Here is a 23,510-nt window from a genome sequence, read left to right as displayed (position 1 = left end):
GTTCGATCGCCGAGATAAAGCCTAAGCTTGCGCAGGGAGCGGCGTTTTTTTCAGGCCATTTGCGCATTCGAACCTACACGGGGAGTTCTTCATGACACAGCTACGCCGCGTCGCGATTATCGGTGGTAACCGCATTCCGTTCGCCCGCTCCAATGGGCCCTATGCCACCGCCAGCAACCAGGCGATGCTGACCGCCGCGCTCGAGGGACTGATCGAGCGCTACAACCTGCATGGCCTGCACATTGGCGAAGTCGCCGCCGGCGCGGTGCTCAAGCATTCCCGGGACATGAACCTGACCCGCGAATGCGTGCTGGGCTCGCGGCTGTCGCCCACCACGCCGGCCTACGATGTACAGCAGGCCTGCGGCACCGGCCTGGAAACGGTGTTGCTGGTGGCCAACAAGATTGCCCTCGGACAGATCGACAGCGCCATTGCCGGCGGCGTGGACACCACCTCCGACGCTCCGATTGCGGTCAATGAGGGGCTGCGCAGGATCCTGCTGCAAGCCAATCGTGCCAAGACCACCGCCGATAAGATCAAGGCCTTCCTGCAAGTGCGGCCCCAGCACCTGCTGCCCGACCTGCCGCGCATCAACGAACCGCGCACCGGCCTGAGCATGGGCGAGCACTGCGAGTTGATGGCCCAGACCTGGCAGATCCCTCGGGAGGCGCAGGATCAGTTGGCCCTGGAAAGCCATCAGAAAATGGCTGCGTCCTACGCCGAAGGTTGGCAGAACGACTTGATGACGCCGTTTCTCGGCCTGACCCGGGACAACAACCTGCGCCCCGACCTGACCCCGGAAAAACTCGCCTCGCTCAAACCGGCTTTCGAGAAGAGCGCCAAGGGCACCCTGACAGCAGGCAATTCCACGCCGTTGACCGATGGCGCCTCGCTGGTGCTGTTGGGAAGCGAAGAATGGGCCAAGGCGCAGGGCCTGCCGATCCTGGCGTACCTGCGCGATGGCGAAACGGCGGCGGTGGATTTCGTCCATGGTGCCGAAGGGTTGTTGATGGCGCCGGTCTACGCGGTGCCGCGGTTGCTGGCGCGCAACGGCCTGACCCTGCAGGATTTCGATTACTACGAGATCCATGAAGCATTCGCCGCCCAGGTGTTGTGCACCTTGAAGGCCTGGGAAGACCCGGACTACTGCAAGAGCCGCCTGGGCCTCGAGGTCCCGCTGGGCGCCATCGACCGCAGCCGCTTGAACGTGAAGGGCAGCTCATTGGCCGCCGGGCATCCGTTCGCCGCCACGGGTGGACGCATCGTCGCCAACCTCGCCAAGTTGCTGGATGCCGCCGGGCGCGGCCGCGGGCTGATCTCCATCTGCGCGGCGGCCGGCCAGGGGGTGACGGCGATCATCGAGCGCTGAGGGCCGCCTCGTTCGCCTGGACGACCTGCGCCCGTCGGCGGCTGGCGTAGCGCTCGGCGAAGATCGAGCAGACGATCAACTGCAGCGGGTGGTAGATCATGATCGGCAGCAGGATCAGGCCCAGGCCGGGGTTGTTGCCAAAGATCAACGCGGCCATCGGCACCCCGGCGGCGAGGGATTTCTTGCTGGCGCAGAACACTGCGGCAATTTCATCGGCATTGCTGAACCGCAAGGCGCGGGCGGTGCGGGTGGTCATCCACAGGATGATCGCCAGCAGGATGGCACTGCCCAATGCCGCGCTGAGCAGCAGGCCGTTGCCTTGCTGCTGCCAGATCCCGGAGACCATCGAGTTGCAGAACGCCGCGTACACCAGCAGCAGGATCACCAGTTTGTCGATGACGTTGGTGTAGCGTTTGTAGCGGCCAAAGAACCCCGCCAGCCAACGCCGCAGGACCTGCCCGAGCACCAGCGGCAGCAGCAACATCAGGCACAGGTCGAGCAGGGTCGAGCCGAGGTCGATGCCCCCGGCGCCGCGCCCAACCACCAGGCTGACCAGCAAGGGCGTCAGCACCACCCCCAGTACGCTGGACAGGCTCGCGTTGAGAATCGCCGCGGGCACGTTGCCGCCGGCGCTACCGGTCAGGGCCACCGACGAGGAAATGGTCGAGGGCAGGGCGCACAGGTACAGGAAGCCCAGCATCAGCAGCGCCGGGACGTGACTGCCCACCAGCCAGTGACTGATCAGCCAGATCAGCGGGAACACGCCAAAGGTAAAACCTTGCACCATCAGATGCAGCCGGGTGTTTTTCAGGCCGTGGCGGATCTGCTCGCCGGACAGGTTGACCCCATGCAGGAAAAACACCACGAAGATGCCGATGTTGACGACCCATTCGGCATGCATGGCGCCGCCGGTGGCACCGAACGTAGGAAAGAAATAGGCCAGCAGCGTGGCGAGGACCATGCCGCAGAGGAACCAGTCGGTCACTATCCGTTTGAGGTGTCGGAAAATATGCATAGGGCACCGCAAGTTGTAAGAAAAGTCGACTTAGCCTAACGTCGTCGCAAACAGTCGTCTTGCGACATAAGGCCAATCAATGCCGACTAACGGACACCAGCAACTCGAGCGGCGCATCCCCGACCTGACTCAACTGCCGCGGCCGCTCTATGCCCGTGTCGAAAGCCTGAGCGCCGGGTCCTGGACCCAGGCCCATCGGCATGACTGGGTGCAGTTTTCCTACGCCATCAGTGGTGTTCTTGGCGTACACACGGCCGCGGGCAGTTTCTTCGCGCCACCCCAGCGGGGCATCTGGATCCCGGCTGATCTGGAGCATCAGGTGGTGACGTCCACCCGGGCGGAAATGCGCAGCCTGTATGTCCACCGCCAGGCCTGCCCCTGGGCGGACGGGCGGTGTCGGGTCTTGGAGGTCACGCCGCTGGCGCGGGAGTTGATCAAGGTGTTCTGCCAGTTCCCGGCCGATTACCCCCAGGGCGATAGCCAGGAAGAACGCCTGGTGCAGGTGTTGCTCGACCAGTTGGCGACGCTGCCGGAAGTGGGGTTTTCCCTGCCGTTGCCCCGTCATGCCCGCCTGTTGGCGCTGTGCAACGAACTGATCGAGCAGCCCGAGCAAGGCGTCACGCTGCAAGCCTGGGCGGAACGCCTGGGGACGTCGGAAAAAACCCTGATGCGTTTGTTCCAGCGGGAAACCGGCCTGAGTTTCCGTGCCTGGCGCCAGCGCATGCGCTTGCTGTCGTCCCTGGGGGCGCTGGAGAAAGGCGACAGTGTCACCAGCGCGGCGTTGTCTTGTGGCTATGATTCGACCTCCGCCTTCATTGCCGCCTTCAAGGGAATGTTTGGTTTCACCCCCGGGGAGTTGTTCAAGCATTGACGCCGGCGCTGGCCATGGATGCGGTTGTCAGCGCTTGTAGCAAATACCTTCGCCTCCCGTTACCGGCGCCGCGCTCGGCGTCGGCTATGATTCGGCACGTTCGATGCGATCCGGCACAGTGTGTGCATCGCAGGTTCATAGGTCGGCAACCCCTCCCCGTGGAGCGAGGATTGCCGTATAACGACTGTCATTCGCGTGTTCGGTAATAAAGGACCCACAATAAAAGCTGATGAAGACTCCAAAACGCATTGAACCCCTGATCGAGGACGGTCTGGTCGACGAAGTGCTGCGCCCACTCATGAGTGGTAAAGAAGCAGCTGTTTATGTGGTGCGCTGCGGCAACGAGTTACGTTGCGCCAAAGTCTACAAGGAGGCGAACAAGCGAAGTTTTCGTCAGGCGGCCGAATACCAGGAAGGCCGCAAGGTGCGTAACAGCCGGCAGGCCAGGGCCATGGCCAAGGGCTCGAAGTTCGGGCGCAAGGAGACCGAGGACGCCTGGCAGAACGCCGAGGTGGCGGCGCTGTTCCGGCTGGCGAACTCCGGTGTGCGAGTCCCCAAGCCGTATGACTTTCTCGAAGGCGTGCTGCTGATGGAGCTGGTGGCCGATGAGTACGGCGATGCGGCGCCACGTTTGAACGATGTGGTGCTGGAGCCGGATCAGGCCCGTGAGTATCACGCGTTCCTGATTTCCCAGATCGTGCTGATGTTGTGTACCGGGCTGGTGCACGGTGACCTGTCCGAGTTCAACGTGCTGCTTACGCCGACCGGGCCTGTGATCATCGACCTGCCGCAGGCCGTGGATGCCGCGGGCAACAACCATGCTTTCAGCATGCTGGAGCGAGACGTGGGCAACATGGCGTCCTACTTCGGCCGGTTCGCCCCGGAACTCAAGCGCACCCGATACGCGAAGGAGATGTGGGCGTTGTATGAGTCCGGCACCTTGCACCCGGCCAGCGTGTTGACCGGCGAGTTCGACGAGCCTGAAGAACTGGCGGATGTGGGTGGGGTCATGCGCGAGATCGAGGCCGCCCGCCTGGATGAGCAACGCCGCCAGGCCGCCCGCACCGCCGACGATGCCCCCCCCGGCAAAACCGAAGAACCGCCTCCGCCCTGGATGCAATAAGCCCGGCCCGGTGAGTGAACCCTGTGGGAGCGGGCTTGCCCTGCGAAAGCGCTGTGCCAGGCGATAGGTGAGCTGGCTGGAATGGCGCCTTCGCGGGCAAGCCCGCTCCCACAAGGAGCGGTGTGCCGAGCGCAATTCTTCCGTCCCCCGAAGACCCACTGTGGGAGCGGGCTTGCCCGCGAAAGCGCTGTGTCAGGCGATAGGTGAGCTGGCTGGAATGACGCCTTCGCGGGCGAGCCCGCTCCCACAAGGAACGGTGTGCCGAGGGCAATTTTTCCATTCCCCGGGGGCGGGCACTCAGGCGGGTCGGGCGCAGCACCCCGACGCCAGTTCCTTGAGGATCGGGCAGTCCGGGCGGTGGTCGCCGTGGCAGTGGTCCACCAGGTCCTGGAGGGTGTCGCGCAGTTCGGCCAGTTCGCGGATTTTCTGGTTCAGTTCGTCGATGTGCTGCCGGGCCAGGGCCTTCACATCAGCGCTGGCCCGTTGGCGGTCCTGCCAGAGGGTCAGCAGTTTGCCGACCTCTTCCAGTGAAAACCCCAGGTCCCGCGAGCGCTTGATGAACGCCAGCGTATGCAGGTCTTCGGCGCCGTAGATCCGGTAGCCACTGTCGGTACGATGGGCCGCCTTGAGCAGGCCGATGGATTCGTAGTACCGGATCATCTTCGCACTCAGGCCGCTCTGCCGGGCTGCTTGGCCGATGTTCATCGCTTGTCCTCCAACGGCTCGGGTCTCCAGAATTTCAACAGTAACGCATTGCTCACCACGCTGACGCTCGACAGTGCCATCGCCGCGCCGGCCAGCACCGGGTTGAGCAGGCCGAATGCCGCCAGGGGAATGCCGATCAGGTTGTAGACGAACGCCCAGAACAGGTTCTGGCGGATCTTGGCGTAGGTCTTGCGGCTGATGTCCAGCGCTGCCGGCACCAGTCGCGGGTCGCCGCGCATCAGGGTGATGCCAGCCGCGTGCATGGCCACATCGGTGCCGCCACCCATGGCAATGCCGATGTCCGCGGCGGCCAGCGCAGGGGCGTCGTTGATGCCGTCGCCGACCATTGCCACCACCGAACGGTCTTTCAATTGTTGGACGATGGCGGATTTGTCCGCCGGCAGCACCTCGGCATGCACGTTGGCGATGCCCAGCGCTTGAGCCACCACCCGGGCGCTGCCCTGGTTGTCACCGGTGAGCAGGTGACTGGCGATGTGGCGCTTAACCAGGGCCTGGACGGCAGCCAGGGCGCCGGGCTTGAGCGAGTCGCCGAAAGCGAACAGGCCCAATACCCGTGGCGTCGGGGCTTGCTCGATCAGCCAGGACAACGTGCGGCCTTCGCTTTCCCACGCTTGCGCCGACTCGGCCAGCGTGCCGGGGTCCAGGCCCCGTTCTTCCAGCAGGCGCCGGTTACCCAATGCCAGGCGACGTCCGTCGAGGCTGCCGGCAATGCCGCGGCCGGTCAGGGACTGGCTGTCGTTGATGTCCGGCACGCTCAAGTCGCGTTCGCCGCAGGCGTCCAGCACCGCCTTGGCCAGGGGATGCTCGCTGCCGCGTTGCAACGCGCCGGCCCACTGCAGCAGCGTGTCTTCGTTACCCTCCAGGGCACTGAAGTGCACGATGCGCGGGGTGCCCGAGGTCAGGGTGCCGGTCTTGTCGAACACCACGGTGTCGACTTCGTGGGCACGCTCCAACGCTTCGGCATCCTTGATCAGGATCCCGTGGCGCGCAGCCACGCCGGTGCCGGCCATGATCGCGGTCGGCGTCGCCAGGCCCAGGGCACAGGGACAGGCGATCACCAGCACTGCCACGGCATTGATCACGGCGACTTCCAGCGGCGCACCGTACCACCACCAGCCGACCAGCGTGGCCAAGGCCAGCACCAGCACCACCGGCACGAAGACCTGGCTGACCTTGTCCACCAGTTTCTGGATCGGTGCCTTGGCGGCCTGGGCGTCCTCCACCAGGCGAATGATGCGCGCCAGGACGGTTTCGGCACCCAGTGCCTGGGTGCGCACCAACAGTCGGCCCTCGCCATTGATGGCGCCACCGGTGACCTTGTCGCCGGGCTGTTTGGGCACCGGCAGGCTCTCACCGCTGATCAGGGCTTCGTCGGCGTGACTCTGGCCTTGCAGCACTTCACCGTCCACCGGGAAGCGCTCGCCGGGCTTGACCAGCACCAGGTCATTCAAGCGCAAGGCGCTGATGGCGACGTCGCGCTCCTGGCCGTCGACCACCTGGATCGCCCGCTCCGGTCGCAAGGCTTCGAGGGCGCGGATGGCGCTGGCGGTCTGTCGCTTGGCGCGGCTTTCCAGGTACTTGCCCAGCAGTACCAGGGCTATCACCACCGCCGAGGCTTCGAAGTACAGGTGCGGCAGGCTGCCGGGGCGGGCGCTGGCCCACTCGTAAAGGCTCAAGCCGTAGCCGGCGCTGGTGCCCAGGGCGACCAGCAGGTCCATGTTGCCGGCGCCGGCGCGCACGGCCTTGAAGGCGGCGACATAAAAACGCGCCCCGAAGATGAACTGGACCGGAGTCGCCAGGGCGAACTGCACCCAGGCTGGCAACATCCAGTGCACGCCAAGCGGCTGCAGCAACATCGGCAACACCAGCGGCAAGGCCAGCAGGATCGCCAGCACCAATGCCAGGCGTTCATGGTCCAGGCGTTGGCGTTGCACTTCGGCGGATGGCTCGACGGGCCTGACCTCGGCCTCATAGCCGGCACGCCTGACCGCATCGACGAGGATCTGCGGGTCAACCTGGCCGTTCAATTCGAGATGGGCGCGTTCGTTGGCGAGGTTGACGCTGACGCTGTTCACGCCCGCCACCTTGCTCAAGGCCCGCTCGACCCGCCCGGCGCAACTGGCGCAGGTCATGCCGCTGATCGGCAGGTCGAAGGTGCTGGATTCGGACATCGGTCTGGCTCCCTGTAGTGAATGACTACAGGATCAACCTTGCCATGCTGGCAAGGTCAAGCGCCACCGAAATGCAGCCCTGCTCAGGTGGGCGCGATGACGGCTCAGTAACCCAACGCGGCCTGCTTGAGGTACATGCCTTGCTCGTTCATGGCGATGCGGTACTTGAGGATGTCGCCGGCCTTGAGCACGATTTCCTGGGAGCCCGGCGCGAGCATGCCCGGGTTGCACCCCGGTGCCTGGCCTGGCAGCAGTTTCAGGCGCAGGGAGAATCGGCCGGCCGGCAGGTTGAACGAGGTGCTTTGTTCCTGGAACAGTCGAGCCGAGAGCTGATCCTGGATATAGATGCCGATTTCGCAGGACGTCGCCACTTCCAGGCGCTCGCGGGAAATGATCAGCACGCCGTAGTCGTCGGCCGATGCCTGGGGCACCACCGCTGAAAAACCGAGCATGCAAAACAGGCTGAACGCTGACCAGCGCATGGCTGAACCTCCGGTGTGGAATCCTTGATGTGTGCAGCTTGGCTGAGGCCGTTGCCGATTGCCAGCCCGGCAGTTTTCCCTGGAACTTGACCTTGCCATGAGGGCAAGCTTGAAACTGCTGGCAACCTCAATCCAAGGAGTCATCCCATGCAAGTATTCAATGTCCAGGGCATGTCCTGCGGCCACTGTGTCAAAGCCATCACTCAGGCTGTGCAGGCCCGCGATCCGGCCGCCGACGTGCAGGTCGACCTGAGCGCGAAGACGGTCCAGGTCCAGAGTTCGCTGCCAGCCGCCGCAGTGGTCGAGGCCATCAAGGAGGAGGGGTACGAGGTCAGTGCCGCCTGAAGTTTTTTAATCGTTAGCGACCTATCGGAATGTTCAAGCGCGCCCGGCAGGGCTAAACTGTCGGGCTGCCGACTGACGCCTGACCTGGACGCCCGATGAACCTTCGCATCATTCTGATTCTTGGCGCCTTGAGCGCTTTCGGTCCCTTGGCGATCGACTTTTACCTGCCCGCCTTCCCGGCCATGGCGACCGCCTTCGGTACGGACGAAAAACACATTCAACTGACCTTGGCCGCCTATTTCCTTGGGTTGTCCATCGGGCAACTGGGCTATGGCCCGGTGGCGGATCGCTTCGGGCGACGCATTCCCCTGCTGGCCGGCGTCGGCTTGTTCACCCTGGCGTCCCTGGCGTGTGCCTATGCGCCGAACCTCGAATGGCTGATCGCTGCCCGTTTCGTCCAGGCCCTGGGCGGTTGCGCCGGCATGGTGATTTCCCGGGCGGTGGTGAGCGACAAATGCGACGCGGTGGGCTCGGCCAAGGTGTTCTCGCAACTGATGCTGGTGATGGGCCTGGCGCCGATCCTGGCGCCGATGCTCGGCGGCTTGCTGGTGAACCTGCATGGCTGGCAATCGATCTTCATCGCCCTGACTCTGTTCAGCGCGCTGGCGGCGACGGCCGTGGCCTTGTGGTTGCCGGAAAGCCTGCCGGACCATGTGCCTCGACAACCGCTGTCAGGGGCACTGCGCCAATACATGCGGCTGCTGACCGACCCGATCTACTTGGGTCATGCCTTGACGGGTGGGATCGCCATCGCTGGGATGTTTGCCTACATCGCCGGCTCGCCGTTCGTTTTCATCAAGTTGTATGGGGTGCCTGCCGAACACTTCGGCTGGCTGTTCGGCACCAATGCGGCCGGCTTCATCCTGGTCGCCCAGGTCAACGCCCGGTTGTTGGCCAAGCGCGGCCCGGCGTTCTTGCTGGCCCGCGCCGTATGGGTTTACCTGTTGGCGGGGTTGAGCCTGCTGGCGGTGAGCGCGTTGCAGCCCGAGCAGTTGTGGCCGCTTCTGATCCCACTGTTCATCTGCATCGCCAGCCTGGGGTGCATCCTACCCAATGCCTCGGCCTGCGCCATGACCGGGCAGGGCGCCCGGGCCGGCAGCGCTTCGGCTCTGTTAGGCTGCCTGCAGTTTTCCGTGGCAGCCGGGTCTGCCGCGCTGGTGGCGGCGCTGCATGACGGCACCGCCGTGCCCATGGCATTGGTGATCAGCCTTTGCGGGCTGTTGGTGGTCAGCGCAGCCATGCTGACCCGGCGCCTGCAAAATACCCGGGCACTGGCCCAGGCCGCCGGCAAGGTCTGATTCAGCCGGCCGCGCGTTGCTGCTGTTCGGGGAAATGATGCGGCGCGTGGATTCGCGCTTGCAGGGTATTGGCGAAGGCCTGGGCTTCGGCCTCGGTGCGGAACGTCACGACGTGCTGGTCGAGGCGCACCTGCCATTGGGATTTTGCCACTTCTTTTATCAGGATCTTCATTGCTGACCTCCTCACGTAAAAGATTGCGTTGCAAAGGCCTCGAGTGTAGACCGGAATGCGATCGCAAATGTGACAACGGTCAAGTCTCGGACTGACGGCACGATGAAGGGAGGGTGGCGAGGGCATTCGCTCCCTCGCCACCCCAGGCCCGCGCGGTCAGAACCCTTCGAGTACGATCTTGCCCTTGGACTTGCCGCTCTCCAGCAACCCATGGGCGCGCCGCAGGTTCTCGGCGTTGATGGTGCCGAAATGTTCGCCGACGGTGGTCTTCAGCGTGCCGGCATCGATCAGCTCGGCGACCCGGTTGAGCAGCGAGTGTTGTTCGATCATGTCGGGCGTCTCGAACAGCGAACGGGTGTACATGAACTCCCAATGCAGTGACAGGCTCTTGCGCTTGAGCTTGGCCACGTCCAGTGCCTTGGGATCATCGATCAGCGCCAGTTTGCCCTGGGGCGCCAGTGCGTCGACCAACTGGTCCAGGTGCTGGTCGGTCTGGGTCAGGCTGGCGACGTGGGTCACTGGTCCGTGGCCGGCCTTCTTCAATTCCACGCTCAGCGGCTGGCTGTGGTCGATCACCAGGTCGGCGCCCAGGTCCCGTACCCACGCTTGAGTCTGTGGGCGGGACGCGGTGCCGATGACCTTCAGCCCGGTGAGTTGATGGGCCAGTTGGGTCAGGATCGAACCCACGCCACCCGCCGCGCCAACGATCAGCAGGCTCTGGCCCTGATCGTCCTGGCCTTGGGGGATGTGCAGTCGTTCGAACAGCAACTCCCAGGCGGTAATGGCGGTCAGGGGCAAGGCGGCCGCTTCGGCGAAACCGAGGGTCTTGGGCATGTGGCCGACGATGCGCTCATCCACTGCGTGCAACTCGCTGTTGCCGCCGGCCCGGGCGATCGAGCCGGCGTAGAAGACCTTGTCGCCCACCTTGAACAACGTGACCTCGCTGCCCACGGCCGTGACCACGCCGGCCACATCCCAGCCCAGCACCTTGGCCTCGCCGCCTTCGGGCTGGACGTTCTGGCGAACCTTGGTGTCCACCGGGTTGACCGAGATGGCCTTCACTTCCACCAATAGGTCCCGGGGCCCGGCGACGGGGGCCGGCAGCTCGATGTCCTGCAGCGATTGAGGGTCGGTGATGGGCAACGAATGGTAGTAGGCAATGGCTTTCATGAGCGGCTCCGTGAGGTCAGTGACAATGCAGCCATGGTTAGCTATTTATCGGCGAGATAAAACCGGCTAAAAGAACAGGGTCTTTCAATGATTTTTTGATAATGGAGCCGTCATGCTTCGATTCGATGACTTGCAGCTGTTTGTCCGTGCAGCGGACTTGGGCAGCCTTTCTGCGGCGGCCCGGGTCATGGACCTGTCGGCGGCCGTGGCCAGCGCCGCGTTGAAGCGAATCGAGCAGCACCTGGGCGCGCGGTTGCTGGCCCGTTCCACCCGCAGCCTGCGCCTGACTGCCGAAGGGGAAGGTTTTCTCGAATACGCCCGCGCGGCCTTGAGCAGCCTCGACGAAGGACGACGGCTGTTGACCAGCGGCCAGGATCAGGTCAGCGGAGTGTTGCAGTTGTCCGCGCCCTCGGACCTGGGCCGCAACCTGCTGCTGCCGTGGCTGGATGCCTTCCAGCGTGAGCACCCGGGGCTGACAGTGCGGCTGTTGTTGGGCGATCGCATTGCCGACCTGTTCAAGCAACCGGTGGACATCGCGCTGCGCTATGGCGAGCCGGAGGATTCGAGCCTGGTGGCGCTGCCCGTCGCACCGGAAAACCGTCGGGTGCTCTGCGCTTCCCCAGACTACCTGGCGCGCGCGGGGGAACCCCAGCACCTGGAGCAACTGGCCCAGCACAACTGCCTGCTGTACATGCTTGGCACCCGCGTCCATGACCACTGGTGCTTTCATGACGGCAAGCGGGACGTGAGCCTCACGGTCAGCGGCGACCGCTTCAGCGATGACGCCGATGTGGTGCGGCGCTGGGCCGTGGCGGGTGCCGGGATCGCCTATAAGTCGTGGCTGGATGTTTCCACCGACGTGCTGTCCGGGCGCCTGAAAATCCTTCTGCCGCACCTGCAATGCGAACGGGCCCCGCTCAATCTGCTGTGTGCCCACCGGGCGCAGTTGAGCAAACCCATCAACCTTTTGCGAGAGATGCTCCAGGCCCGCTGCGGCCGGGTGGCGGCACAATTCCCACACGCGTCAGTGGCGAACCAATAGTCGCGGGCAAATAGAGACATTTCCCGCATGCTCAATCGCCTCCAAAGGTTTCCGGAGGGCAGGAAACCTCGATCGCCACGCTTATACTAGCGGCCGCCCGAGCCGGCGCCGTATCGCGCCGCTTGCAGCGGTCCCATTGCTGGTCGATAGGCGCCAGAGCAGTAGACGAATGATTCAACAGGGAGTGAATACATGGAACATGCACCTTGCATCAGCCACATCGCCACGCTGCTGGCCGACCCCAAGCGCAGCGCAATGATGTGGGCCTTGATGGACGGCACGGCCCGGCAGGCCGAAGAATTGGCCTTGCTCGCCGGACTGTCGCCGTCCTCGGCCAGTGCTCATCTGGGGCGCCTGTGCGCCGGTGGCCTGCTGAACGTCGAGGTTCGCGGTCGCAAACGATTCTTTCGCCTGGCTGCGCCCGAGATCGGTGCGGCCGTCGAAGCCCTGGCCAGCGCGACCCTGGTCAGTACGCCACGGCAGATCCCGGAGGTCTTCAAGCGTGGCGTCAAGCTGACCCAGGCGCCGTCGGCGCCCGTCTCGCTGATGCGCGCCCGGCTGTGTGACGATCACCTGGGCGGCACCCTGGCAGCCGACCTGTACCAGCGCCTGCTGGATGACGGTTGGGTCGAGCAGTGCGACCAGCGGGTGACGGTCACCCTCAAGGGCGCCAATCAACTGGCCGGCCGCGGCCTGTTCATCCAGGCGCTGGCCCATCGCAACGCCCACATCGCCTGCGCCTGCCCCGATTGGAGCGAGCGTCGCCCGCACCTGGGGGGCGCATTGGGGGCGGCCTTGCTGCAACTGTTCATGCAATCGGGCTGGCTGAGCCTGCCCAACGATTCGCGCGCGTTGCACGTGACTGCGCTCGGCCAGCAGGAGATCCACCGGTTCGCCAAGCAGGAAAGCCTGGAAATGGCGCTCTAGGAGCGCCGCCGGCAAGTCGCTCAGGGCTGCTGGCAGGTCGCATCCAGCCGTCGCTTCGCGCAGGGTTCGCGCACACTCGGTCCGGGGAATCATCGGATTGGAGAGGCAGCATGGACATTCAAGGTTACAGCGCGGCGGAACGCCTGGAGCGGTTACCCATCAGTGGTTATCACCGGGTGATCTTCATCATCATTGCCCTGGCGTTTTTCTTCGACTCCATGGACCTGGCGATGATGACGTTCCTGCTCGGCTCGATCAAAACCGAGTTCGGCCTGAGCACGGCCCAGGCCGGCCTGCTCGCCAGTTCGAGTTTCTTCGGCATGGTGGTCGGGGCGTCGTTGTCGGGGATGCTGGCCGACCGGTTCGGGCGCAAGCCGGTGTTCCAGTGGAGCATCGTGTTGTGGGGTGTCGCCAGTTACCTGTGCTCCACGGCCCAGGACATCGAGACGCTGACGCTGTTTCGCGTGCTGTTGGGCATTGGCATGGGCATGGAGTTTCCGATTGCCCAGTCGATGCTTTCCGAGCTGATCCCGGCCCAGCGCCGAGGGCGCTACATCGCCTTGATGGATGGCTTCTGGCCGCTGGGCTTCGTGGCGGCGGGTGTGCTGTCGTACTTCCTGTTGCCGGTGATCGGCTGGCGCGACATCTTCCTGGTGCTGGCGATACCGGCAGTGTTCGTCCTGGCGATCCGCTTCTTCATACCCGAATCTCCGCGCTGGCTGGAGCAGGCCGGTCGAGGCGCTGAAGCGGACGCGGTCCTGCGGCGGATCGAAGACAAGGTCCGGGCCTCGCTGGGGCGCGCGGACCTGCCGGCGCCCATCCGACTGCCCAGGCAGGTGAGCGTGCCGGGCGGTTTCTTCTCGGCCCTGGCACAGATCTGGTCGCCGCAGTATCGCCAACGCACGATGATGATCTGGAGCGTCTGGTTCTTTGCCCTGCTTGGTTTCTATGGCCTGACGTCCTGGCTCAGCGCGCTGTTGCAGCAGTCGGGGTTCGCAGTGACCCAGTCGGTGTATTACACCGTGCTGATTTCCCTGGGCGGGATTCCCGGTTTTCTCGTCGCGGCATGGCTGGTGGAGCGTTGGGGACGCAAGCCCGTGTGCGTTATCACATTGCTGGGCGGCGGGGCGATGGCGTTTCTCTATGGCCAGAGCGCGGTGTTTGGCGGCAACGTCGGGCTGCTGATCGGGACGGGGCTGCTGATGCAGTTTTTCCTGTTCGGCATGTGGGCGGTGCTCTATACCTACACCCCGGAGCTATACCCCACCTCGGCACGGGCCACGGGCTCGGGCTTTGCTTCCGCGATCGGTCGTATCGGTTCGTTGCTGGGGCCGTTGGTGACCGGCCTGGTATTCCCCATCACCGGCCAGGGCGGCGTCTTCGCCCTGGGCGCCTTGTGTTTCGCCGTGGCGGCCGCAGTGGTCTGGCTGTTCGGAATGGAAACCCGAGGCAAGACATTGGAGGAGTTGAGCGAGGGTTCAGCAGGCTAAACACCGTCCTCCTGTGGGAGCGGGCTTGCCCGCGAATGCGGTATGTCAGTGACATATGTGTTTGCTGACACCACGCATTCGCGAGCAAGCCCGCTCCCACAGGAGGCGAGGCGTCAGGCTTAAGGTTTGATCAACCGCGCGTCCAGGCTGTTCTGCGCCAGGCGAGTGGCCTGGTCCTGGGTCATGCCCAGGTGGGTGTGCAGCGCGTGGAAGTTCTCGGTGACGTAGCCACCGAAGTACGCCGGGTCGTCGGAGTTCACTGTCACCTTCACGCCCCGCTCCAGCATGTCGAGGATGTTGTGCTGCGACATGTCGTCGAACACGCACAACTTGGTGTTGGACAATGGGCATACCGTCAGCGGGATCTGCTCGTCGATGATCCGTTGCATCAGCCGCTCATCCTCGATGGCCCGCACACCATGGTCGATGCGCTGGATCTTCAACAGGTCCAGGGCTTCCCAGATGTACTCGGGCGGGCCTTCTTCACCGGCATGGGCGACGGTCAGGAAGCCTTCGTGGCGAGCCCGGTCGAAGACCCGCTGGAACTTGCTCGGCGGATGGCCCATTTCCGAACTGTCCAGGCCCACGGCGACGAAGGCGTCGCGAAACGGCAGCGCCTGGTCGAGGGTTTTTTGCGCTTGTTCTTCACTGAGGTGGCGCAGGAAGCTCAGGATCAGGCCGCTGGTGATCCCCAGTTGCTGCTCACCGTCCTTGAGGGCGGCGGCGATGCCGTTGAGCACCACTTCGAACGGGACGCCGCGGTCGGTGTGGGTCTGCGGATCGAAGAACGGTTCGGTGTGGATCACGTTCTGCGCCTTGCAACGCAGCAGGTAGGCCCACGTCAGGTCGTAGAAGTCCTGGGACGTGCGCAGCACATCGGCGCCCTGGTAATACAGGTCGAGAAACTCCTGCAGATTGTTGAAGGCATAGGCCTTGCGCAGGGTGTCCACGTCGCTCCAAGGCAGGGCGATCTTGTTGCGTTCGGCCAGGGCGAACAGCAGCTCGGGCTCCAGCGAACCTTCCAGGTGCAAGTGCAGTTCAGCCTTGGGCAAGGCGTTGAGCCAGTCGTACATGGTTTTTTCTCATCAGCGAATCAATGGCGGCATTCTACAGGGGCCGGGCGCAATGTCGGCTAAAACCTGACCGGCTGATCCACTGTGCGGTGAGATTCGCCGCCGCCACACCCCAAGGAAACGTTCACGGCCTCCCACAGTCTAGTAGCTCATGACCCCGTGCACGGTGATAGGCCAGCGATGCTCACGTTGATCAAGCAAGAAAAACTCCTGTTGCTGGCGCTGCTCGCCGCGTTCGTGGCTTATCCGCTGGAGCACTGGCTGTTGGGCAGCGGACAGATGGTGGCATTGATCGGCGCGTTGGCGCTGATTGGCTTCATCGTCGCCGCGTCCATGCGCGTGGCCCATCACGCCGAGCTGTTGGCGGAAAAGGTCGGTGACCCCTACGGCACGATGATCCTGACGTTATCGGCGGTGCTGGTGGAAGTGGTGATCCTGGCGATCATGATGAGCAACCAGGCTTCGCCGACGCTGGTGCGGGACACGATCTACTCGGCGGTGATGCTCGACATCAACGGTATCCTCGGGCTCGCGGCACTGATGGGCGGGATCAAGCATGGCGAGCAGGTCTACAACGACGACTCGGCGCGCACCTACAGCGTGATGATCCTCACCGCCATGGGCGTGTCGATGGTGGTGCCGGAGTTCATCCCCCGGGAAAGCTGGAAGACTTATTCGGCCTTTACCATTGGCGCGATGCTGGTGTTGTACACCTTGTTCCTGCGCATGCAGGTCGGCCCCCACAGTTACTTCTTCAGCTACAGCTACCCGGAAAAACGCCGCCGGAAAGAGCCGGTGGAAGATGAACCGAAACCCGTCAGCCTGGCGTTCTCCATCGCGGCGCTGGTGTTTGGTGTGGTGGTGATCGGCGCGCTGGCGGAAGTCATGTCCAAGGCCATCGACCTGGGGTTGGAAGGGACCGGAGCGCCGCCGGTGGTCACGGCCATCCTGGTGGCCGCCATCTCCGCCGCACCGGAAATTCTCACTGCCCTGCGCGCGGCGCTCGCCAATCGCATGCAGTCGGTGGTGAACATCGCCCTGGGGGCTTCGCTGTCCACGGTGATTCTCACGGTGCCGGTGATGGAGGCCATGGCCCTCTACACCGGCCAGCCCTTCCAGATGGCAATGACTCCGGTGCAGACGGTGATGATCTTCATCACCCTGATCGTCAGCGCGATCAACCTCAACGATGGCGAAACCAATGCCATCGAAGGCATGACCCACTTCGTGCTGTTCGCGACGTTCGTGATGTTGTCGTTGCTCGGTCTGTAAATCGTGCGTAGCGCCAGAGGTAGGAGCGGGCTTGCTCGCGAAAGCGTCGGTGCCGCCAGCATCGATGTCGACTGACCGACCGCTATCGCGAGCAAGCCCGCTCCTACATGGGAGGGGCGTCTGGTCAGCTTCCCGCAATCAGCTCCCGCGCCGCTTGGCTGTGATCGGCGATCAACCCCTTCAGGTCCAGCCCCTCGACTTGGCCATCGATGACCCGCCAACGGCCGGCGATCATCACTCGATCGGCCCGGTCGGCACCGCACAGCAGCAGGGCCGAGATCGGGTCGTGGCTGCCGGAGAAACGCAACTCATCGAGCTTGAACAGCGCCAGGTCGGCCTGCTTGCCGACGGCCAGCTCACCGATGTCGCTGCGTCCGAGCAATTGCGCCGAGCCACGGGTGGCCCAGCCGAGGACGCGCTCAGGTGTGATCGCCGGCGCGCCGTAGCGCAGGCGCTGGATGTACAGCGCCTGGCGGGCTTCGAGCAGCATGTTCGAGGCATCGTTGGAGGCCGAACCGTCGACCCCCAGGCCCAGCGGAGCGCCGGCGGCGGTCAGTTCCAGGGTGGGACAGATGCCCGACGCCAGGCGCATGTTGGAGCTTGGGCAATGGCAGATGCCGGTGCCGGCGGCGCCGAGACGGGCGACCTCATCCGGGTTGAAATGAATGCCGTGGGCCAGCCAGGTGCGCGGGCCGAGCCAGCCGACACTGTCCAGGTAATCCACCGTGCGCAGGCCGAAACGTTGCAGGCAGAACGCTTCTTCGTCGAGGGTTTCGGCCAGGTGCGTGTGCAGGCGCACGTCGAGCTTTTCCGCCATCTCGGCGCTGGCGCGCATGATGTCGGGTGTGACCGAGAACGGCGAGCAGGGCGCCAGGGCAATCTGGATCTGCGCGCCGTCGTTGCGTTCGTGGTAGCGATCGATCAGGCGCTGGCTGTCTTCGAGAATGACCTCGCCCTGCTGCACGGTCTGTTGCGGCGGCAGGCCACCGTCGGCTTCGCCCAGGCTCATGGAACCGCGCGTGAGCATGGCGCGCATGCCCAGTTCGCGCACGCTCTGCACTTGCACGTCGATGGCGTTTTCCAGGCCGTCGGGAAACAGGTAGTGATGGTCGGCGGCGGTGGTGCAGCCTGACAGCAGCAGCTCGGCCAGCGCCACTTTGCTTGCCAGGGCGAGTTTTTCCGGGGTCAGCCTCGCCCACACCGGGTAGAGGGTCTTCAACCATGGAAACAACGGCTGGTTCACCACCGGCGCCCAGGCCCGTGTCAGCGTCTGATAGAAGTGGTGATGGGTGTTGATCAGGCCGGGCAGGATCACGTGCTCGCGAGCGTCGAAGACCGTGTCACAGGGTTGGGCGGGCTGCTGGCCGAGGCCCAGCCGTTCGACGATCACACCGTCCTGCAGGACGAGGCCGCCACGGGCATCGAGGTCGTTGGCCGTAAAAATGGCGAGGGGGTTTTTTAACCAGGTACGGGTCGCAGGCATGGTGGCCGGCTCCTCTGAAAGTGGGTTCAGGTTAGCCAGCTCAGTGATGCCCTGTCTGCTGATCCAGGGTCGCCGTCGGGGGCGAAGTGGGGAGTTTACTCAGGTTCAGTCGTCCGTGACCAGTGCCTTACCCCGGCCCCTTGTGGGAGCGAGCAAGCTCGCTCCCACAAGGTTTACCAGGGAATCGTCTCGCCCTTGTAGTTGACGAAGTGATGCCCGCCCTTGCCGGCGAAGGCGTTGACCTGGTCGATCAAGCCGCGGGTGCTGGTCTGGACATCGATGTCTGCCCCTTCACCGCCCATGTCGGTCTTCACCCAGCCAGGGTGCAGCGACAGTACGGTCAACGTCTGGTCGCCCAGTTGGCTGACAAAGCTGTTGGTCATGGAGTTGAGAGCCGCCTTGCTGGCCTTGTAAAGCGCCAGTTCCGGGGCGTCGGGCATGGTCACGCTGCCCAGCACCGAACTCATGAACGCCAGCACGCCGCTGCCATCGCGGATCTGGCCGACGAAGCGCTGCGCCAGGTTGATCGGTGCCACCGCGTTGGTGAAGAACAACTGGCCGACTTCAGCCAGCGTCGCGCCGCCGGGGCTCTGGTTGTCCGGGCCCTTGACGCCGGCATTGACGAACAGCAGGTCGAAGGTTTCACCCTTGAGCTGCTGGCTCAGGGCGATGACCGCTTGCTGGTCGTCCATGTCGAGCTTTTCGATCCGAACCGGACCCAACGCCTTCAACGCCCCGGCGTTCTGCGGGTTGCGCACGGTGGCGGTCACGTTCCAGCCATCGTCCAGCAACACCTTCACCAGGCCGAGGCCCAAGCCCCGGGAGGCACCGATGATCAATGCGTTTTTTGCCGAATTCATGAGGGCATCCTTGAAAGAAAAAAGGTCACGGATTTAATGGACAACGTTGCCCGAGCCGTTGTTTCAGCTCGTGACGCAACGCGTCGAGTTCGGTCATGCGGGTTTCGATCAGGGTCAGTTTGTCCTGTAGCAATTGCGTGATGGCGTTGCCCGGATCCGGTACGCGCCACAGGGCGGCGACGCTATGGCCGATCTCGCCCAGAGTAAAGCCCAGGCGCTGGGCCGTCTTGATGTAGAGCACCAGTTGCACCATGTCGTCGGGATAATCGCGATAACCATTGGCGCTGCGGCCCGCCGCGATCAGGCCGCGCTGCTCATAAAAGCGCAGCGTATCGCGGCTGACGGCGCAGGCCTGGGCGAGTTCACCGATGCGCATGAGGGTCTCCAGAAGGGCTTGACCCTGGAGCATACCCCAAGCTTTAGCCTGTTCGCTCCTTGATTATCTGGAGCATTGTTATGTGGACCCCAACGCAGTACCGCCGCGTGGTGCGCGGCGGCGCCTGGTACGACCTGATCGTGACCGCCGCCTTCGCCACGCCCTGGACGTTTGCCATCCTGCATGGCGCGCTGACGAGCCTCGCTCAGGCACTCGATCTGCCGGGTGAGTTGCCGGCGTTTGCGCCCGCGCACCTGTTGATGGCGAACCTGCTGGGTTCGATTGTCTGTGTGTGGTCGGTGTTGCGGATCCGCGACCCGCAGCCGACGTATGGGCGGTATGACGCGGCGGGGCGGTTGCTGTTTGCAACGTGGATGCTTTATGCACTGCTCCATGGGGCCAGTGCCATCGTCTGGGTATTTCTGTTCTTTGAACTGGCATGGGGCCTGATGCAGGTCTTGCCTATTCGTGGCCAGTGGTTAAAAAATGATCAAGCCCCTGCGAGCCATGCCGTTATTGGCACCTGAAGACCCATGAACGGGTTATCCACAGCTTGCTCCACAGTAATTGTGCGCAAGCGAGACGCGCGGGCATAAGCGCCGCGCGGCTTTCTCCCAAAGGTGATAAACCACCGCAAGCAACTGTTTTGCTGGCGGATTTATCAACTGGATGAAGGGTTGGACAAAAACTGAGCAACCCTCTAAAACCCGCGTGACAGAAGGGTTACAGAGGGATGTGCTCAGGTTATCCACAGTCGGATGCACAGTGGATGTGGGCAAGTTTTTGCGGCGGGGGATTCGCCTTCGTGCTCAACGCTCCAGCAGAATCCGTCCACGGCTCAGGTCCGCCAATTGCTTTTGCAATAGCGGGATCTGCGCTTCGCCGACGGCCAGTTGCAGGGCCACGCCGTTGGCGGTGAATTGCTCCTCGGTCACCAGTCCGCCGCACTCGGCGACCCGCAGCTTCACCAGGGGCAATTCTGCAAAGCCGCAGGCGCAGCGCAGCGCCACGCGGCTGATCAGTTCGATCTTGTCAGCGTTTTGCAAACACTTGTTGGCGCCACCACCGTACGCCCGCGCCAGTCCGCCGGTGCCCAGTTGGATCCCGCCGTACCAGCGGATGACCAGCACCACCACCTGATCGCAAGCTTGCGCTTCGATGGCGGCCAATATCGGCCGCCCGGCCGTACCGCCCGGTTCGCCGTCGTCGTTGCTGCGGTATTGATCGCCGAGCTTCCAGGCCCAGCAGTTGTGCGTGGCGTCCAGGTCGCTGTGCTGCTCGATAAAGGCCTGGGCATCGGCGGGGCAGGTGATGGGGGCGGCGAAGGTGATGAAGCGGCTCTTGCGAATTTCTTCGCGGTATTCGCAAAAACCGGCAAGGGTAAAAGGCATGAGCAATCTTAAATGGCTGGTGTCAGGCCGCAGCCCTTGAGAATGATACGGATCAGGTTGTCGCCAGCTTCGATCATGTCCTGCTTGGTCAATTTGCTGCGCCCGGTCACGCGGCAGATCTGGGTGGCGAAGTCGGCGTAATGCTGGGTACTGCCCCACAGCAGGAAAATGAGGTGCACCGGGTCGACGGGGTCCATCTTGCCGGCGTCGATCCAGGCCTGGAACACGGCAGCGCGGCCGCCGAACCAGGCGCGATAATCCTGGTTGAAGTACTCGGTCAGACACTCGCCACCGCTGATCACCTCCATGGCAAACAAGCGCGAGGCTTGGGGCTGGCGACGGGAGAACTCCATCTTGGCGCGAATGTAGCGGGTCAAGGCCTCGGCCGGATCATCTTCGGCGGTGAGGTGATTGAAGGTGCTGTCCCACAATTCGATGATGTTGCTCAGCACCGCCACGTACAGGCCAAGTTTATTGGTGAAGTAATAATGCAGGTTTGCCTTGGGCAGCCCGGCCTTCAAGGCAATGGCATTCATGCTGGTGCCCTTGAACCCGTGGCGGGCGAATTCATCTTCAGCGGCCTTGAGAATGGTCTCTTCGTTCTTCTGACGAATGCGACTGGTGGGCTTGCCACCGTGGGCGGGGACTTCAAAGGTCATGGACGTTTCCGGGCTGGGTCTGTGGGGCAAGCAAATGCGTTGATAACGCACCGGCGGCGATCAGACAAGTGCCACCCTCATTTAAAGCCGTTTGGCGATCCGGGCTCAGCGCGTTGCCGCGAGGCTTTCGAGAAAACTCTCCAGCACCAGATGAGGCCGCCGCCCCTTGCGCGTGACCGACGCCAGGCTCAGGTCATAGAAGCGGGTTTTAGCTTTCAGGGCTCGCAACCGACCTTGCTGGACCCAGAGGTTGGCGTAGTGATCCGGCAGGTAGCCGATGTAGCGTCCGGTCAGGATCAGGAACGCCATGCCTTCGCGATCCGACGCACTGGCCGTGCAGTTGAGCGCCTGGTAGTGAGCCTGGATGTCGGCCGGCAGGCGGAAGGTGGGCGCGATGGCGTCCTGGCTGTTGAGGCGAGTGTCGTCGAGCTGCTTGTCATCCACATAGAACAACGGATGCCCCACGGCGCAATACAGCAGCGACCGTTCGCTGTAGAGCGGCTGATATTCCAACCCGGACAGGGCGCTGGCCTGGGGAACCACGCCGACGTGCAGGCGACCGTCGAGTACGCCTTGCTCGACTTCATTCGGGGCGATCATGCGAATCTGGATCTGCACGTCGGGTCCGCGTTCTTTCAATTGGGCCAGTGCATGAGTGATACGCATGTGGGGCAGGGTGACGAGGTTGTCGGTCAGGCCGATGGTCAGTTCGCCACGCAGGTGCTGGTGCAGGCCGTTGACCTCGGTGCGGAAGCTTTCCAGCGCACTTAATAGCTGCAACGCCGACTGATACACCTCGCGGCCTTCTTCCGTCAGCGAAAAACCCGCGCGCCCACGCTGGCACAGACGCAGGCCCAGGCGCTGCTCCAGGTCGCTCATCTGTTGGCTGATGGCCGAGCGGCCAATGCCAAGCACCGTTTCGGCGGCGGAGAATCCACCGCACTCCACCACGCTGCGGAAAATGCGCAACAGGCGGATGTCGAAGTCGCTGACCTGGGCCAGTGGGTCGGGGCGGCGGACGCTCATAGTTTAGTAGTCTGCTGACTGAAAGTTAGAAAAGTTGCATTTCACCGACTTTATCGCCGTGGCAACTTAGCCGCAAGAACGCCTTTTGATCCCTGTCGCCTTTGTCCTGAGAGGTTTTGTCGATGAACATGCCCGAACACGCAGCCGGTTCCCTGGCCAGTCAGCTCAAGCTCGATGCTCACTGGATGCCCTACACCGCCAACCGTAACTTCCAGCGCGACCCTCGCCTGATCGTGGCGGCTGAGGGCAGTTGGCTGGTCGACGACAAGGGCCGTAAGGTCTACGACTCGCTGTCGGGCCTGTGGACCTGCGGTGCCGGGCACACCCGCAAGGAAATCCAGGACGCGGTCGCCAAACAACTGGGTACCCTCGATTACTCGCCGGGGTTCCAGTACGGCCACCCGCTGTCGTTTCAGTTGGCGGAAAAAATCACCAGCCTGACCCCCGGCAACCTCAACCATGTGTTCTTTACCGACTCCGGTTCGGAGTGCGCCGACACCGCGGTGAAAATGGTCCGGGCCTACTGGCGCCTCAAGGGGCAAGCCACCAAGACCAAGATGATCGGCCGTGCCCGTGGCTATCACGGCGTGAACATCGCCGGCACCAGCCTTGGCGGTGTCAGCGGCAACCGCAAGCTGTTCGGCCAGGCAATGATCGACGTCGATCACCTGCCGCACACCTTACTGGCCAGCAATGCCTATTCCCGTGGCATGCCCAAGGGGGGCGGTGTCGCCCTGGCCGATGAGCTGCTGAAGCTGATCGAATTGCATGACGCTTCCAACATTGCGGCGGTGTTCGTCGAGCCAATGGCGGGTTCGGCTGGCGTGTTGGTGCCGCCTGAGGGTTACCTCAAGCGCCTGCGGGAAATCTGCGACCAGCACAGCATCCTGCTGGTGTTCGACGAAGTGATCACCGGATTCGGCCGCACCGGTTCGATGTTCGGTGCCGATAGCTTTGGCGTGACACCGGACCTTATGTGCATCGCCAAGCAAGTCACCAACGGCGCGATCCCCATGGGCGCGGTGATTGTCAGTTCCGAGATCTACCAGACCTTCATGAATCAGCCGACGCCCGAGTACGCCGTGGAATTCCCCCATGGCTACACCTACTCGGCGCATCCGGTGGCCTGCGCGGCCGGCCTGGCGGCGCTGGACCTGCTGCAGAAGGAA

Annotated in this window: 23 protein-coding genes (1 of these 23 only partly in view); 11 read left to right on the top strand and 12 right to left on the bottom strand. The window is 63.5% G+C overall.

The features are described 5' to 3' along the window. Positions 1 to 91 precede the first annotated feature (91 nt). Entirely contained in the window at positions 92 to 1,369 is a 1,278-nt protein-coding gene (locus tag VM99_04785; GenBank protein AKJ97395.1) for an acetyl-CoA acetyltransferase, read from the top strand. Here VM99_04785 and VM99_04780 read toward each other — a convergent pair. Next, positions 1,356 to 2,384: a bile acid:sodium symporter gene (locus tag VM99_04780; protein AKJ97394.1), complete on the bottom strand. Its 1,029-nt coding sequence runs from the start codon at positions 2,382 to 2,384 to the stop codon at positions 1,356 to 1,358. The two genes, VM99_04785 and VM99_04780, sit on opposite strands and share 14 nt — an antisense overlap. A 79-nt stretch (positions 2,385 to 2,463) precedes the next feature. On the opposite strand from VM99_04780, the gene VM99_04775 reads away from it, so the two are divergent. Then, positions 2,464 to 3,255: an AraC family transcriptional regulator gene (locus VM99_04775; GenBank protein AKJ97393.1), complete on the top strand. Its 792-nt coding sequence runs from the start codon at positions 2,464 to 2,466 to the stop codon at positions 3,253 to 3,255. Between the two features lie 229 nt (positions 3,256 to 3,484). Continuing rightward, positions 3,485 to 4,378: a kinase gene (locus tag VM99_04770; GenBank protein ID AKJ97392.1), complete on the top strand. Its 894-nt coding sequence runs from the start codon at positions 3,485 to 3,487 to the stop codon at positions 4,376 to 4,378. 297 nt (positions 4,379 to 4,675) lie between these two features. On the opposite strand, the gene VM99_04765 is transcribed toward VM99_04770, so the two are convergent. From VM99_04765 to VM99_04755, 3 genes are all read right to left on the bottom strand, one after another. Continuing rightward, a complete protein-coding gene (locus VM99_04765; protein ID AKJ97391.1) occupies positions 4,676 to 5,083 on the bottom strand; it encodes a transcriptional regulator in 408 nt (135 codons plus the stop codon). Continuing rightward, positions 5,080 to 7,275: a metal ABC transporter ATPase gene (locus VM99_04760; protein ID AKJ97390.1), complete on the bottom strand. Its 2,196-nt coding sequence runs from the start codon at positions 7,273 to 7,275 to the stop codon at positions 5,080 to 5,082. The genes VM99_04765 and VM99_04760 overlap by 4 nt, the downstream gene beginning before the upstream one ends. A 104-nt stretch (positions 7,276 to 7,379) precedes the next feature. Beyond that, on the bottom strand, positions 7,380 to 7,757 hold the full coding sequence (locus tag VM99_04755) for a hypothetical protein (GenBank protein ID AKJ97389.1): 378 nt from the start codon (positions 7,755 to 7,757) through the stop codon (positions 7,380 to 7,382). A gap of 147 nt (positions 7,758 to 7,904) precedes the next feature. Between VM99_04755 and VM99_04750 the strand changes: the two genes are divergently transcribed. After that, the gene (locus tag VM99_04750) at positions 7,905 to 8,102 is read left to right on the top strand and encodes a copper resistance protein CopZ (GenBank protein ID AKJ97388.1); all 198 of its coding nucleotides are present in this window, start codon (positions 7,905 to 7,907) and stop codon (positions 8,100 to 8,102) included. 95 nt (positions 8,103 to 8,197) lie between these two features. Beyond that, positions 8,198 to 9,400, top strand: coding sequence for a major facilitator transporter (locus VM99_04745; protein ID AKJ97387.1), 1,203 nt, complete (start codon positions 8,198 to 8,200; stop codon positions 9,398 to 9,400). Positions 9,401 to 9,728: 328 nt separating this feature from the next. On the opposite strand, the gene VM99_04740 is transcribed toward VM99_04745, so the two are convergent. Beyond that, on the bottom strand, positions 9,729 to 10,742 hold the full coding sequence (locus tag VM99_04740) for an NADPH:quinone reductase (GenBank protein AKJ97386.1): 1,014 nt from the start codon (positions 10,740 to 10,742) through the stop codon (positions 9,729 to 9,731). Positions 10,743 to 10,854: 112 nt separating this feature from the next. On the opposite strand from VM99_04740, the gene VM99_04735 reads away from it, so the two are divergent. The 3 genes from VM99_04735 to VM99_04725 all read left to right on the top strand — a co-directional run bounded on the left by VM99_04735 (position 10,855) and on the right by VM99_04725 (position 14,201). Continuing rightward, positions 10,855 to 11,784 carry a LysR family transcriptional regulator gene (locus tag VM99_04735; GenBank protein ID AKJ97385.1) on the top strand — a complete coding sequence of 310 codons (930 nt, stop codon included), beginning with the start codon at positions 10,855 to 10,857 and terminating at the stop codon, positions 11,782 to 11,784. Between the two features lie 192 nt (positions 11,785 to 11,976). Further along, positions 11,977 to 12,711, top strand: a complete 735-nt coding sequence (locus VM99_04730; GenBank protein AKJ97384.1) for an ArsR family transcriptional regulator — start codon at positions 11,977 to 11,979, stop codon at positions 12,709 to 12,711. 110 nt (positions 12,712 to 12,821) lie between these two features. Beyond that, complete coding sequence (locus tag VM99_04725) at positions 12,822 to 14,201, top strand: MFS transporter (protein ID AKJ97383.1); 1,380 nt, start codon at positions 12,822 to 12,824, stop codon at positions 14,199 to 14,201. 119 nt (positions 14,202 to 14,320) lie between these two features. Here the strand turns inward: VM99_04725 and VM99_04720 are convergent, their stop codons facing one another. Beyond that, positions 14,321 to 15,274: an adenine deaminase gene (locus VM99_04720; protein ID AKJ97382.1), complete on the bottom strand. Its 954-nt coding sequence runs from the start codon at positions 15,272 to 15,274 to the stop codon at positions 14,321 to 14,323. Positions 15,275 to 15,454: 180 nt separating this feature from the next. Between VM99_04720 and VM99_04715 the strand changes: the two genes are divergently transcribed. Continuing rightward, entirely contained in the window at positions 15,455 to 16,546 is a 1,092-nt protein-coding gene (locus VM99_04715) for a calcium:proton antiporter (GenBank protein AKJ97381.1), read from the top strand. Between the two features lie 124 nt (positions 16,547 to 16,670). Here the strand turns inward: VM99_04715 and VM99_04710 are convergent, their stop codons facing one another. The 3 genes from VM99_04710 to VM99_04700 all read right to left on the bottom strand — a co-directional run bounded on the left by VM99_04710 (position 16,671) and on the right by VM99_04700 (position 19,265). Further along, the gene (locus VM99_04710) at positions 16,671 to 18,029 is read right to left on the bottom strand and encodes an 8-oxoguanine deaminase (protein AKJ97380.1); all 1,359 of its coding nucleotides are present in this window, start codon (positions 18,027 to 18,029) and stop codon (positions 16,671 to 16,673) included. A gap of 173 nt (positions 18,030 to 18,202) precedes the next feature. Beyond that, positions 18,203 to 18,889 (bottom strand): short-chain dehydrogenase, encoded by a 687-nt coding sequence (locus VM99_04705; protein AKJ97379.1) that lies wholly within the window; start codon positions 18,887 to 18,889, stop codon positions 18,203 to 18,205. A gap of 25 nt (positions 18,890 to 18,914) precedes the next feature. After that, entirely contained in the window at positions 18,915 to 19,265 is a 351-nt protein-coding gene (locus tag VM99_04700) for a MerR family transcriptional regulator (GenBank protein AKK01697.1), read from the bottom strand. A gap of 80 nt (positions 19,266 to 19,345) precedes the next feature. Here VM99_04700 and VM99_04695 point away from each other — a divergent pair, with 80 nt between their 5' ends. Then, complete coding sequence (locus VM99_04695) at positions 19,346 to 19,792, top strand: hypothetical protein (GenBank protein ID AKJ97378.1); 447 nt, start codon at positions 19,346 to 19,348, stop codon at positions 19,790 to 19,792. A 282-nt stretch (positions 19,793 to 20,074) separates the two neighbouring features. Here VM99_04695 and VM99_04690 read toward each other — a convergent pair whose 3' ends face one another. The 3 genes from VM99_04690 to VM99_04680 all read right to left on the bottom strand — a co-directional run bounded on the left by VM99_04690 (position 20,075) and on the right by VM99_04680 (position 22,341). After that, a complete protein-coding gene (locus tag VM99_04690; GenBank protein AKJ97377.1) occupies positions 20,075 to 20,656 on the bottom strand; it encodes a thymidylate synthase in 582 nt (193 codons plus the stop codon). Between the two features lie 8 nt (positions 20,657 to 20,664). Further along, on the bottom strand, positions 20,665 to 21,315 hold the full coding sequence (locus VM99_04685; GenBank protein AKJ97376.1) for a TetR family transcriptional regulator: 651 nt from the start codon (positions 21,313 to 21,315) through the stop codon (positions 20,665 to 20,667). Between the two features lie 105 nt (positions 21,316 to 21,420). Then, positions 21,421 to 22,341, bottom strand: a complete 921-nt coding sequence (locus VM99_04680) for a LysR family transcriptional regulator (protein ID AKJ97375.1) — start codon at positions 22,339 to 22,341, stop codon at positions 21,421 to 21,423. 122 nt (positions 22,342 to 22,463) lie between these two features. On the opposite strand from VM99_04680, the gene VM99_04675 reads away from it, so the two are divergent. Then, positions 22,464 to 23,510: the 5' portion of an omega amino acid--pyruvate aminotransferase gene (locus VM99_04675; GenBank protein AKJ97374.1), read on the top strand. It continues 303 nt past the right edge of the window; the window shows 1,047 of its 1,350 coding nt (coding positions 1–1,047); its start codon is at positions 22,464 to 22,466; its stop codon lies beyond the right edge, outside the window.

It is taken from the genome of Pseudomonas chlororaphis (assembly GCA_001023535.1).
GTDB classification, from domain to species: domain Bacteria; phylum Pseudomonadota; class Gammaproteobacteria; order Pseudomonadales; family Pseudomonadaceae; genus Aquipseudomonas; species Aquipseudomonas chlororaphis_E.
Note: the sequence above shows the minus strand (reverse complement) of the source record. Positions and strands in the feature narration are given on the sequence as shown.

Bases quoted from the DNA above. Each gene is read 5' to 3' on its own strand.
- VM99_04785 (AKJ97395.1), top strand. From the start codon at position 92: ATGACACAGCTACGCCGCGTCGCGATTATCGGTGGTAACCGCATTCCG.
- VM99_04780 (AKJ97394.1), bottom strand. From the start codon at position 2,384: ATGCATATTTTCCGACACCTCAAACGGATAGTGACCGACTGGTTCCTC.
- VM99_04775 (AKJ97393.1), top strand. From the start codon at position 2,464: ATGCCGACTAACGGACACCAGCAACTCGAGCGGCGCATCCCCGACCTG.
- VM99_04770 (AKJ97392.1), top strand. From the start codon at position 3,485: ATGAAGACTCCAAAACGCATTGAACCCCTGATCGAGGACGGTCTGGTC.
- VM99_04765 (AKJ97391.1), bottom strand. From the start codon at position 5,083: ATGAACATCGGCCAAGCAGCCCGGCAGAGCGGCCTGAGTGCGAAGATG.
- VM99_04760 (AKJ97390.1), bottom strand. From the start codon at position 7,275: ATGTCCGAATCCAGCACCTTCGACCTGCCGATCAGCGGCATGACCTGC.
- VM99_04755 (AKJ97389.1), bottom strand. From the start codon at position 7,757: ATGCGCTGGTCAGCGTTCAGCCTGTTTTGCATGCTCGGTTTTTCAGCG.
- VM99_04750 (AKJ97388.1), top strand. From the start codon at position 7,905: ATGCAAGTATTCAATGTCCAGGGCATGTCCTGCGGCCACTGTGTCAAA.
- VM99_04745 (AKJ97387.1), top strand. From the start codon at position 8,198: ATGAACCTTCGCATCATTCTGATTCTTGGCGCCTTGAGCGCTTTCGGT.
- VM99_04740 (AKJ97386.1), bottom strand. From the start codon at position 10,742: ATGAAAGCCATTGCCTACTACCATTCGTTGCCCATCACCGACCCTCAA.
- VM99_04735 (AKJ97385.1), top strand. From the start codon at position 10,855: ATGCTTCGATTCGATGACTTGCAGCTGTTTGTCCGTGCAGCGGACTTG.
- VM99_04730 (AKJ97384.1), top strand. From the start codon at position 11,977: ATGGAACATGCACCTTGCATCAGCCACATCGCCACGCTGCTGGCCGAC.
- VM99_04725 (AKJ97383.1), top strand. From the start codon at position 12,822: ATGGACATTCAAGGTTACAGCGCGGCGGAACGCCTGGAGCGGTTACCC.
- VM99_04720 (AKJ97382.1), bottom strand. From the start codon at position 15,274: ATGTACGACTGGCTCAACGCCTTGCCCAAGGCTGAACTGCACTTGCAC.
- VM99_04715 (AKJ97381.1), top strand. From the start codon at position 15,455: ATGCTCACGTTGATCAAGCAAGAAAAACTCCTGTTGCTGGCGCTGCTC.
- VM99_04710 (AKJ97380.1), bottom strand. From the start codon at position 18,029: ATGCCTGCGACCCGTACCTGGTTAAAAAACCCCCTCGCCATTTTTACG.
- VM99_04705 (AKJ97379.1), bottom strand. From the start codon at position 18,889: ATGAATTCGGCAAAAAACGCATTGATCATCGGTGCCTCCCGGGGCTTG.
- VM99_04700 (AKK01697.1), bottom strand. From the start codon at position 19,265: ATGCGCATCGGTGAACTCGCCCAGGCCTGCGCCGTCAGCCGCGATACG.
- VM99_04695 (AKJ97378.1), top strand. From the start codon at position 19,346: ATGTGGACCCCAACGCAGTACCGCCGCGTGGTGCGCGGCGGCGCCTGG.
- VM99_04690 (AKJ97377.1), bottom strand. From the start codon at position 20,656: ATGCCTTTTACCCTTGCCGGTTTTTGCGAATACCGCGAAGAAATTCGC.
- VM99_04685 (AKJ97376.1), bottom strand. From the start codon at position 21,315: ATGACCTTTGAAGTCCCCGCCCACGGTGGCAAGCCCACCAGTCGCATT.
- VM99_04680 (AKJ97375.1), bottom strand. From the start codon at position 22,341: ATGAGCGTCCGCCGCCCCGACCCACTGGCCCAGGTCAGCGACTTCGAC.